This window comes from Acidobacteriota bacterium, from assembly GCA_009861545.1.
Lineage (GTDB): Bacteria > Acidobacteriota > Vicinamibacteria > Vicinamibacterales > UBA8438 > WTFV01.
The window spans coordinates 1-11,187 of sequence record VXME01000047.1 but is presented as its reverse complement, the minus strand read 5'-3'; the positions used below and the strand labels follow the sequence as shown (position 1 = coordinate 11,187).

At 65.2% G+C, this 11,187-nt stretch carries 8 protein-coding genes; 7 read left to right on the top strand and 1 reads right to left on the bottom strand.

What is annotated here, in order from left to right:
- The first annotated feature begins 39 nt into the window (after positions 1–39).
- Positions 40–1,041 carry a hypothetical protein gene (locus F4X11_07630; protein ID MYN64882.1) on the top strand — a complete coding sequence of 334 codons (1,002 nt, stop codon included), beginning with the start codon at positions 40–42 and terminating at the stop codon, positions 1,039–1,041.
- A 41-nt stretch (positions 1,042–1,082) separates the two neighbouring features.
- Here the strand turns inward: F4X11_07630 and F4X11_07625 are convergent, their stop codons facing one another.
- Positions 1,083–2,033, bottom strand: a complete 951-nt coding sequence (locus F4X11_07625) for a LysR family transcriptional regulator (GenBank protein MYN64881.1) — start codon at positions 2,031–2,033, stop codon at positions 1,083–1,085.
- 460 nt (positions 2,034–2,493) lie between these two features.
- On the opposite strand from F4X11_07625, the gene F4X11_07620 reads away from it, so the two are divergent.
- The 6 genes from F4X11_07620 to F4X11_07595 all read left to right on the top strand — a co-directional run bounded on the left by F4X11_07620 (position 2,494) and on the right by F4X11_07595 (position 11,163).
- Entirely contained in the window at positions 2,494–3,051 is a 558-nt protein-coding gene (locus F4X11_07620; protein ID MYN64880.1) for a lipid-binding SYLF domain-containing protein, read from the top strand.
- Between the two features lie 171 nt (positions 3,052–3,222).
- Complete coding sequence (locus tag F4X11_07615) at positions 3,223–4,194, top strand: DUF481 domain-containing protein (protein MYN64879.1); 972 nt, start codon at positions 3,223–3,225, stop codon at positions 4,192–4,194.
- Positions 4,195–5,060: 866 nt separating this feature from the next.
- The gene (locus F4X11_07610) at positions 5,061–7,211 is read left to right on the top strand and encodes a hypothetical protein (GenBank protein MYN64878.1); all 2,151 of its coding nucleotides are present in this window, start codon (positions 5,061–5,063) and stop codon (positions 7,209–7,211) included.
- A 12-nt stretch (positions 7,212–7,223) separates the two neighbouring features.
- Entirely contained in the window at positions 7,224–8,741 is a 1,518-nt protein-coding gene (locus tag F4X11_07605) for a VCBS repeat-containing protein (protein MYN64877.1), read from the top strand.
- A gap of 63 nt (positions 8,742–8,804) precedes the next feature.
- Positions 8,805–9,665 (top strand): Ig-like domain-containing protein, encoded by an 861-nt coding sequence (locus tag F4X11_07600; GenBank protein ID MYN64876.1) that lies wholly within the window; start codon positions 8,805–8,807, stop codon positions 9,663–9,665.
- A 670-nt stretch (positions 9,666–10,335) separates the two neighbouring features.
- Positions 10,336–11,163: a hypothetical protein gene (locus F4X11_07595; protein ID MYN64875.1), complete on the top strand. Its 828-nt coding sequence runs from the start codon at positions 10,336–10,338 to the stop codon at positions 11,161–11,163.
- Positions 11,164–11,187 lie beyond the last annotated feature (24 nt).

Sequence of the window (11,187 nt, the reverse complement as noted above, 5' to 3'; positions counted from 1 at the left end):
GGGTCCCTTTTCACGTTGCCACGGGGGTCCCTTTTCAACTTGCCATTTCCAGCGTCGTGGGACGCGGGCAGGTCGCGCGGCCGGCTGGCGACGGCGCTGACCGCCGTCCATCCCTACGTGCAGTGGTCGCGGGGCCGCACGACGGTGTGGGCGCTGGGCGGCGTCGGACGCGGAACGGCGGAGAACGTCGGGGCGGCGGCGGACGGTGGTCTCGAGACCACTGGCCTGGGCCTGGGCCTGGGTCTTGTCGAGGCGCGGCGCGAGATGGCGGTGATCGGCGGCGGCGTGCGGCTGGGCCTGCGCGGCGAGCTGTCGTGGGCGCACCTGGCGACCGACGCGGGCGGGGAGACGCTGGACGCGCTGCAGGCCGGGGTGCGCCGGACGCGGGCCGGGTTCGAGGCGGCGCGGGGTTGGTCGCGCCCGAGCGGGATGCACCTGGAGCCGTTCGGCAGACTGAGCGTGCGGCAGGACGGCGGCGCCAGGCAGACCGGGGTGGGTCTGGAGCTGGAGTCGGGAGTGCGTCTGTCCGCGGGCCCCCTGCGGGTGGACGCGCAGGGGCGGATGCTCGCGCTGCACACCGCGTCGGCCTACGCGGAGCGGGGCGGCAGCGTGACGGTGAGCGTGGGCGAAGGGGCCGAGCGCCCGGGCCTGACGCTGTCGTTGGCGCCGCGGTGGGGCGCGGCGCAGGGAGCGGACATGCTGTGGCAGGAGCAACTGCATCGGCCCTGGGGAATGCCGGCGGGCTCGGACGAGCGGTCGGTGGACGCGCGCGTGAGCTACGGGTGGCGATTGCCGCGGCGCCTGCTGGTGGCGCCGTTCGGCGGCTACGGCACGGGTTGGGGCCGGCGGCGGTTGCAGGTGGGGGCGACGCTGGGCTCGCTCGACGCGGATACGAGGTCCTCGGCGCCGGTGCGGCTGGAGGCGTCCGGCGAGCGCCACCTGTTGCGGCAGGGCGGGGTGGACCACCGGATCAGCCTGCTCGGGGTGGTGACGTTCGGTGCGCGGCCGGCGGCGACCTCCGCCCTGCGGGCCGTGCGGTAGCCCGACAACCGTCGCCTGCCGCCCAACACTCGCGTCGTCCGTCACGGAAGCGCGAATGGGTGCTTCCCAGGTGTTGCCGACGGCGTGCACGAATCGAGATTGTTCGACGACGCGCGGCTCAGGATCCAGTCGCGGAACGCCACGACCTCCGGTCTCAGGCGGGCGGCGGGAGCAACCACCAGCAGATACGGAGCCGGTGCTGCAACCGGAGAGTCGAAGAGCGTTACGAGTGTCCCCTGCTCGAGCTCCCGCGCAATCATCGACGAGTGGCCGAGAGCCACGCCGATGCCATCCACGGCGGCCTGGACCACCATCGTGTAGAGGCGAAATCCGGAAGCCTGGGAGAGATCCGCCGACGAGACGCCGTGATGAGCGAACCAGTGCGACCAGTCACGGGTCCAGTGAAGGTCGTACACCAGAGGCCAGCCATGCAGTTCGCCCGGTACCCGGGGCCGTCCGCGCGCCTCGATGAGGCGGGGGCTGCAGACGGGGAACAGTGTCTCCTCGAGCAACCTTTCGGAGTGAATCGTGTCCGGCACCTGGTCGGCGAAGGCTATCCAGACGTCGAAATCCCGGCGGTCAGGATCGACCTCGTCGTGGTCGACGTCGAACACTATGCTGACCTCGGGGTGGACCGCCTTGAAGTCGGCGAGCTGCGGCATCAGCCATTTCTCGGCCACGACCTCGATCGATACCAGTTTGAGAAGCGGTGTCCTGCGTCGAGCCCGGTGAAGCGCCGTCTCGTGACCGAGATCCGCGAAGATCCGCTGGACTACCTGCAGATAAGCCTGCCCTTCCGGGTTCAGGCGCACGCCGTGGGCGAACCGCGAAAACAGCGTCGTCCCGAGATGTCTCTCGAGGCTCTTGACGCGATACGAGACGGATGCCGGCGTAACGCCCAGTTCGCGCGCCGCCGCGGCGAAGCTGCCGTAGCGCGCTGCAGCCTCGAAGAAACGCAGCGCGTCGAGCGGCGGAAGGTCGGGCAGAGCCATGGTCAGGGCGGTCAGGGCAAGAGGTCGGCAGCCCGAGTGGGTACGCTGGTCGCCGAAGACCTCTTCACATTAACACTCAGACTAAAGGAGGTAGACGAGTCCTGCCAAGACCACAAGTGGTCTTGGCGTGAGACGTAAGAGTGCTGACTGTCGATTTCGTGCACAAGAAGCACTGTAACAATCGTTGAGCCTTGTCGGGTGCTTGGACAGGGTGACATGGGGTAGGATCGCGTGAGGGATTCTGCGGGATCCCGACCAACTGCAACCAACGAACCATAGTCAGGCGTGGCCAGGAGGCCTCGCTCCGGGAGGTGTTATGACTCGGGTGATGAAGAAGTTCCTTATCGTCGTGGCGTCGATGATCGCAGTCCTCGTACTGCAGACGTCCCACCCTGCCGCCCAGGACGACGGCGCGGAAGAGGCAGAGCGCATCGCGCGCTAAGCCGAGGTGCTCGACGCGATGATGGCCGCCGACGACAGCGCCATCCCGGACGCCATCCTGGAGCGTGCCGAAGGCATCGCGGTGTTTCCCGGAACGACGCGCGCCGGTTTCGGCTTCGGCGGCATGCGCGGCAGGGGCATCCTGAGCGCCCGCAGTGGCGACAGTTGGTCGGCCCCGGCCTTCCTCACCCTCACGGGTGGAAGCTTCGGGTTACAGATCGGCGTCCAACGCAGCGACATCATCCTGGTCATCATGGTTCCCGAGGGGCTCGACAACCTCGTCAGCAACCAGTTCTCCATCGGCGTCGACGCCGGCTTGGCCGCCGGCCCGGTGGGCCGCAACGCCGCGGCGTCGACCGACCTGCAGTTGAGCGCCCAGATCCTCAGCTACTCGCGCGCGCGGGGCGTGTTCGCCGGTATCACGATCAACGGCAGCACCATCCGCCAGGACGTGGACGCGAACGAGCGTTTCTACGGCTCGCGCCTCGAGACACGTCCGATCGTCTTCGAGGGCGGCGGCGGCGACCGCGAGCCCGTGGGGCTCTGGCGTCAGACACTGGCCCGCCACGCCAACTAGAGCGGGCCGGCGGGGCGGCGTGTACCCTGCGCCGCCTCTCGGCCTCGGCGGCACTACGCCCTGCGCACGGCTCACGGCCGCTACGCCGTGCGGGGGTGTACCCGGTCCGGCATCAGGCGCGAACAGCGTCCAGTTTCCGCAGCTTCAGCAACCGCGTGGAGGAAGACCGGAATGCGAACGGATTGGCGGACGGTACCGCTGCTGCTGGCCTGGCTGGCGACGATGGTGGCCGGCGGCGGCGCACAGGAACCCGACACGGCCGAGGAAGACGCCGGCTGGTCGAACGCAACGGAGCTGAGTGTCGTCCGGGCCGGTGGGAACGCCGATACCCAGACGTTCGGATTCAAGAACACCCTGCGCCGCAACTGGACCGCGGCGCGGGCCCGGTTGCGCGTGGACGGCATTCGCGCGCGGACGGGCGGCGACCGGATTCTCGTCGTCGAGCCGGGGCTGCGCTTCGTGCCCGGCGAGCTCCCGGACGAGTTCGAGACGGCTGTCGCCCGGGCGGACGGCCCGCCGGACGTCGAGCAGTACTTCGTCGAGGGACGTCTGGAGGTGAACATCAGCGACCGGTTCTTCTGGAATACGGGCACGAGTTGGGATCGCAACAACGACGCCGGCATTCGCAACCGCTACATCGCCTTCGGCGGCGTCGGCAACGTCTGGGCCGACACGGACGACCTGTCGTTCTCCACCGGCTACGGGATCAGCTACACCGCGCGGGAGGAACTCGAACCGGACGCCGCGAAGGACGACCGATTCGGAGGCTTCCGTCTGGACAGCGACTATCATCACCGGCTTGGTGCCGCGCTGGAGTTGGACAGCGACCTGGCGCTGAATGTGAATCTGCTGTCGGCCTCCGACTACTCCCTGAACGTCACCAACGCGGTCGGCGTCGCCATGAACGATCACTTGTCGTTGCGGATCAGCCTCCAGCATCTGTACGAGCATCGGCCGGCTCTGGAGGATGCCGCCATCCGTGCGCACGTCATGCTGAACGACCCCGACGGCACGCCGGGCAGCGGGGACGAAGTGTACGAGACGGCCGCGGCGGGCGGCACCGTACTCGACCTCGGCACGGGTCGGATCCGCAAGGCCGGCCTCGACGCGATCCTCCGGACCGCGCTTGTTATCAGCTTCTGATCCAGGACGGTCGGCCTGGACCGGTCGTTCATCGGCGACGCGCGGTTGCGCGGTTAACCGGACTCGACGGCGATGACGGCATGCACCAAGCCGGGGTCGATGCCGTGCTCGGCGGGCGGCGACGACGTCGGCGAACGGCCGCGTGCCGGCCTCGGCGGGTCCCGTGGGAAAGCCGGCGGCGGCGAGCAGCCGGTGTACGAGGCAAGGTCGGGAGAAACACGGCGACTGCATGGCGAGTGCGAAAGATACCACATCAATCAAGGGGCGTACGCCTCGCCAGACGTACCTCCTATTGACATGGGCGATACCGTCCCGAGTGTTTCACCCGTGTCAGGTTCGGCTCACTGGAACGTGGCAGGAACCGGGCTAACTTCAGCTATGCCTGAGAGTGCAAGAAGGTATGCGTTGCGATGCGCCGGCGTGTTTGGATAGTCTCTTTCGATAGGATTCTATTGGTTGGTTGTTATCGTTTACGCAATGCGAAGCAGCCCTTTCCATGGTCAGTCTTGAGGTTCGGGGGAGTGTGAGCATTGGACAGACTTGCGACGATGGCGTCGGCAACGGGCGACGCCAGTGCTCTGGGTGCGGATAGGGGTGGGCAAGCTTCCGTCGGTGATGTTGACGCAGCGGTTCCTGACGGTGTGCGAACACGATGGTTCGCCACGTCTCGCGGTCAGGATCGTCGCTGTGGGGCGGAGCATCGGGGTGTCGGGCTGCCCGTGAACGATGACTGGACGGCGTGGGACGCTGAAGAGGTGCGGGCGGCGATCAACTACCTCGATCAGATGCGCGCCCGATGATCGGGCGACCATCGTGAACGGTTCCGGTGAAGAGCCCCCTGACGCTGTGCTGCCGGAATTTGTCCCGTGACCTTCACCACCACCACCACCGGGATTTCATGGCGGCGTTGCGGCGACGCTGCGGACGACGCGACGACGAGCGCACAATGCTTCCAGCAGCCGCGATTGTCGACGCCAGACCGAGCCGGCGCAGGGCCTGATTGCTGTGAGAGCAATCGGCGGGGGGAATCCGCGTTGGCGACGACCGCGACGCGGGCGGCGGCGTTGTGCGACCACTCTTCATGGATCGTCCTGTTCTGCTTGTTTCTGCTCTCGTCTTCATTGACACTGCGCGCGCAGAACGTCCGAGATTCCTGTGCGCTGCCCCTGGACTCTCCACTGCGGTCGATCCACGTTGCTGGAAACTGGGACACGACGCGGGAAACCGTGGACGCGTGGCGTTCTGGAGCCAATGGAGACGATCCGCTGGTTCCATCCGACTACTTCGACTATCTCGACAAGCTGCATGTGAACTGGGTCGGGCTTTCCGTTGCGCTTCATTACGATGACAGCATGGACAGCACCATCGAACGGGTCTACTCCAACGTAGAGGTACCTACATTCACGGATCGCGCCTTGAGGCAACTGATACGCGAGTTCAGGGGACAGGGTCTCGACGTGTACCTGACCCTGGCCTTCGAAGCGTTTGAAGCAGAAACCGCCGCGCGCCCCGTGCGAAGATGGCAGTTGGGAGATCCCGGCACCGACCACGAGGTGCCTCCGGACGATCCGGCGCGGTACGGGCTAATCCTGCCGGAGTTCTGGCCGTGGCGCCCGGACCATCCGGATCATCAGCGCTTTGTCTCGCAGTTCTGGGACACGTATACGGAACAGGCAGTGCACTTTGCGACCATCGCAGAGGAGGAGGGAGTCCGGCTCTATTCCCTGGGCACGGAAACCGACAGACTGTTTCGCACGCGTTACGGCGGGCATTATTGGACCAATGACTTCAGCCGAGAACTCAGGGCAATGGTGGAGCAGGTGCGTACGGTGTACAGCGGTCTCTTGACATACGACATGCACTACACGGCGGTCACGGAAGACTGGTTCAGTCCGGGCTCGGCTGAGCTGTGGGAAGATCTGGACCTCGATGTCGTGGGGGTGAGCGCCTGGTTTCCGCTCACGGACACCGTTCCGACGGAGGTGCTGAGCGTAACCGACCTTCGGAACGCATTCGATCTGCTGTTCCAGGAGCACGTTGTTCCTCTCGCGAGCAGAAACACTGGACGTCCGGTCGTCTTTACCGAGTTCGGCGCAGTCGACACGATGGAGGCGCCTTTCAACCCGGCAGACTGGTCAATGACCGGTCAGGCAGCCGTATACACCGACTCGAACGCCAATGGTCTGGACGATGGACAGGAGACACCAGGCGAACATCTACAGAGCCTTGTTCGACATCATCGACGAGAACGTCGGCGTGGTGCGCGGCGTCTTTTCGTGGAACATTGGAATCGCCGGCGATTCGTTGTGGCAGGATTTCGAGAGCCAGGCGCGCTCGTACAACATCCGGGGCAAGCTGGCGGAAGAGACGGTGAGATCGGTATACGAGTGCTACGCCCGGCGGTAGGCGGGAAACAGAGGTTGTCGATGCAGCGATTGCGTGTCACGTTCGCGCTGTTCTGGTGTGTCACTGCCGGACTGCAGGCCCAGAAGCTCGACGGCCCGCTACGCGTCGTCCACCTCTCCGGCAACTGGGGACATAACCCTGGAGCCGTCATGCTGTGGGAGGAGGATCGGACCCGGGCTCTCGTTTCATTGAGATTCGTCGACTACCTCCGAAGCGTGCAGGTGGACTGGGTCGGGTTCTCGGTGGCCCTGCACCTCGAGCACAGCATGGACAGCACGCTGGAGCGTACGTACTCGGGCGTACGCGTCCCGACGTTCTCCGACGACGCGGTTCGGCAGATCATCCGCGAGTTCAGGGAGCACGGCTTCAGCGTCTACATGACCCTGGCAATCGAGAGCTTCGAGACAGAGGATGAACTCGATGCTGTCAGGCACCCCGCACCACGGTTCCAGCTCGGAGACCCGGGCTATGCGGACACCGGCATCCCAGACGACCACTTGTACTGCACGTGCGCGAGGCAGATCGACCCCGACTTCTGGCCGTGGCGGCCGAGCCACCCCGACGCGGGTGCGAACAGCCTGCCTCTGATTGCTTTACCTTCGGCAGACTAGGGGTGAGTGTCCATGTTGTCGCGCCAGTTCGTCGTAGTAATCGGGGCGGTTCTGCTCGGCTGTTCCGTAGCGAACGCACAATCGTCCTCGAGGGTCACCTTTTCGCGCGTCGTCACCGATCCCAACCTCGGACGGCTCGAATTCGTGCATGCCGTCGCAGATCTCAACGGCGACGGCCGTGACGACATCCTTGCGGGAGGGTACGGAGACTACTACGACGGTGCGACGCCCGAGGAACGATTCACCAAAACGACGCTGCACGTGTTCGTCAGCGTGGGGGACGGTAGCCTCAGGCACGCGCCGGAGCTTGTCGACGGCACGATCGACGTGCGCAACGCGGTCGTGGCGGCGGACGATTTCAACGGGGACGCGCAACCTGACCTTGCGGTCTTCGACGCCGGCGTCTACGTGGCCAGTCACAGGTTGGGGTACGGGAATCCACCGCAGTTGTTCCTGAGCAGCGAGGACGGACTGCTTCGGCCGTCAGATGCTCTGGCGGACGCGGTCAGACGCGAGCATGAACTACGGCCGAATCCTGACTATTCCGGGCCGGCCGACCTTCATCTCAAACTGGCGAAGTCGGGCGACATCGACGGTGACGGCGACATCGACCTGTGGGTCGAAAGCACCGGCGGCGCCAACGTCACAAGCCACTTCATGGTGAACAACGGAGACAGCACGTTCACGCTTGATCCCGATCGCGCTCCCTACGAGCTCCTCCACAACCCGCCTCCAGAGTATTGGAGACACGTCGGCGCAGACCTCGTTGATCTGGACAACGACGGCGACCTTGACCTCGCGCTCGGACAGATCCGCGACGTCGATCCGACCCACATCAACCAGTTCAGCATCGTCCTGGTGAACGACGGCACGGGGCACTATCCGGCACGCATCGAACTGCCGCATCCCGCGTTCGCCGACGCCTACACGTCAGTCCGGGCGCTGACGCACTTCGACGTCAACGGGGACGGGTTTCAGGACCTGTTGCTCCCGCACGGTCGCAACGACGATGGCCCGCCGGGCGTTCTCCCATGGACCGGCCGCTACATTCAGATCCTCATCAACGACGGCACGCCTTCTCCCGTGCTCCGCCGCCGCACGGCGATGTCGTTTGTCGACGAGACACCTACCAGGATGGGCGATCAGAGCGCGACCACACCGGAGCGCAACGCGAACGGCGATCCGCTGAACAACGCCGCAGATCCGAGCATGCACGACGTTGACCGCGACGGCTGCGCAGACCTGGTCATGTCGCGACTCGGATATCCGGTACGCACCGAATCGCCGCTCGTTTATCGCAACAACGGGAGCGGTCAGTTCCAGGCGATGTCTCCAGAGCCGTTTGCCGGATCCGATCACTATTTCGGGTACAACCTCGTGCCCGCGGACTTGAACGGCGACGCGGTGGTTGACTTCGTACTCCCACAGCACAACAACGGGCCCGACGACCTCTACGGCACGGCCGACGACTTCGTTAGGTTTCTGGTCCTGCTGAACACTACGACAGCCGGCTCAATCCGCTGCGAGTGAGTGTCGGCATGCCGCCGGACTCGCTCACGAGTGGCTCGACGGAGGAGAACGGTGAGAAGCCGGATGCATCCGATCATCCACCCAATGAACCGAGACTCGACCCGCGTACTGCTCGCCGCGGCCTGCCTGCTGGCACTCTCCTGCGGTGGCGACAGCGACGGTCCCAGCGCGCCGTCGCCGGTAACGACGTCGAGCCTATCGGTCACGTATCCCGAGGACCACGGCACGATCTACATCGGCGACGAAGTGCAGTTTCAGGCAACGACTTCGTCGAGCGGCAGTGGAGCGCAGGCGGCCACCAACGCAACCTGGGAGTCTGATGCGCCGGCCGTCGCGACGGTATCCTCGTCGGGCCTCGTCACCGCCGTCGCGGCCGGCGAGGCGACGATAACCGCCGACGTCCCGGGAAGCGGGCGCGGCTCGCGACGCATCCGAGTCTTTCCGGAGTTCCATGGACATTGGGAGGGTGACCTGAACGTGACCGGAATCTCCCTGCCGCCGGATTGGCAGGAATTGGGCGAGGAGAACTGCAACGGCTTGCCGGATTGCGCTTCGTGGATACCGCTGACAGCCGACTTCACGCAGGACGGCGCAACGGTAACCGGTTCGGTCATGAGCACGTTCATCGCGCCGCCGAACTACGAGTGGACCATCGAATCCGGAACGATCTCGATCGACGGGAGGCTCACCTTGATGTCCGACGAGATCGCGTTCCGCGTGCCCGACGACGCCGGTGACATTCGGGCTCGCTTGATTTCCTGGGAGTCGCGGGCGGACACCCCCGGCGTCATGACTGGCACTGCGGCCGTGCAGTATTCCTCCGACGCGCTGTCGGGCAACCCCGTGGTAGAAGGATGTTTCGAGGCGGACAACATCATTCGGGAGTGCTCCGGGTGGCGGCGGCAGCGTGGGGGGGGCCACTAGTTCCAATGAGGCCCGCAGCCTTCTGTTTCCTATGGACTCGGTAATCACCCGGCCCTCCAGCGAACGGGGCCGGTAGGCGTCGTGCTCAACAGCGTTCCGATGCAAAGATGCTTCGACAAGATCCTCGCTTCGACGTTACGGTGCTCACCGTCTATTCGGATCGTCCGCGGTGTCGAAAAACGGTTGTCCGATCCGAGGTCGCGTTCGAGAATCACGAAGTGCACGATGTCGACGATGAGTCCGGAGGGGAGGCGGGAGCTGGTGGCGGCCGTGATCGAGCGATATCAGCGGAGCACGCCAGCCGAGAGGGGGCGGAGCCTGGACGCAGGTGGCCTTGGCGTGAGGCATAAGAAATTTTTCTGTCGATTTGTTCGTGCCTTTGCGTCAGCATCTTTGGCGTCTGCTTGATTTCCTTTGCGTGGTTCTGGCAGGGTGCGCGCCCAGTCGACCACGCCAATTGTCGAGCGGAGAAACACGAGTGACTGACGGGCTCGCGGTAGGCGAGCGCGTCCGGCTTACCTACGGAACCGCGCCGCGCCAGCGATTCGTTGTGGCAGGATTTCGAGAGCCAGGTGCGCTCGTACAACATCCGAAGCAAGCTGGCGGAAGAGACCGTGAGGTCGGTATACGAGTGCTACGCTCGGCGGTAGGCGGGAAATGGAGGTTGTCGATGCAGCGATTGCGTGTCACGTTTGCGCTGTTCTGGTGTGTCGCGGCCGGTCTGCAGGCCCAGGAGTTCGACCGCCCGCTACGCGCCGTCCACCTCTCCGGCAACTGGGCGCACACCGCCGATGCCGTCGAGCTGTGGGAGATGGACCGAACCCGGCGGCTGGTCCCGCTGCGCTACGTCGAGTACCTGCGGAGCGTGCAGGTGGACTGGGTCGGCTTCTCGGTAGCCCTGCACCTCGAGCACAGCATGGACAGCACGCTGGAGCGTACGTACTCGGGCGTACGCGTCCCGACGTTCTCCGACGACGCGGTTCGGCAGATCATCCGCGAGTTCAGGGAGCACGGCTTCAGCGTCTACATGACCCTGGCAATCGAGAGCTTCGAGACAGAGGATGAACTCGATGCTGTCAGGCACCCCGCACCACGGTTCCAGCTCGGAGACCCGGGCTATGCGGACACCGGCATCCCAGACGACCACTTGTACTGCACGTGCGCGAGGCAGATCGACCCCGACTTCTGGCCGTGGCGGCCGAGCCACCCCGACCACGACCTGTTCGTCGCCGAGTTCTGGGAGAGCTACGCGCTGCAGGCGATCCACTTCGCCGGCATCGCAGAGGAAGAGGGCGTGCGGATGTACTCGCTCGGGACCGAAACAGATCGGCTCTTCCGCACGCGGCCGGGCGGCGACTACTGGATCAACCACTTCGGTACGGAGCTGCAGTCGATGGTGGATCGGGTGCGCGCCGTGTACAGCGGCCTGCTGACCTACGACATGCACTACAGCGCCTACTGGCGCGACTCAGTAGTGTCCCAGGAATTACTCCAATAGATTCAATAGGTTACCGGGACCTCC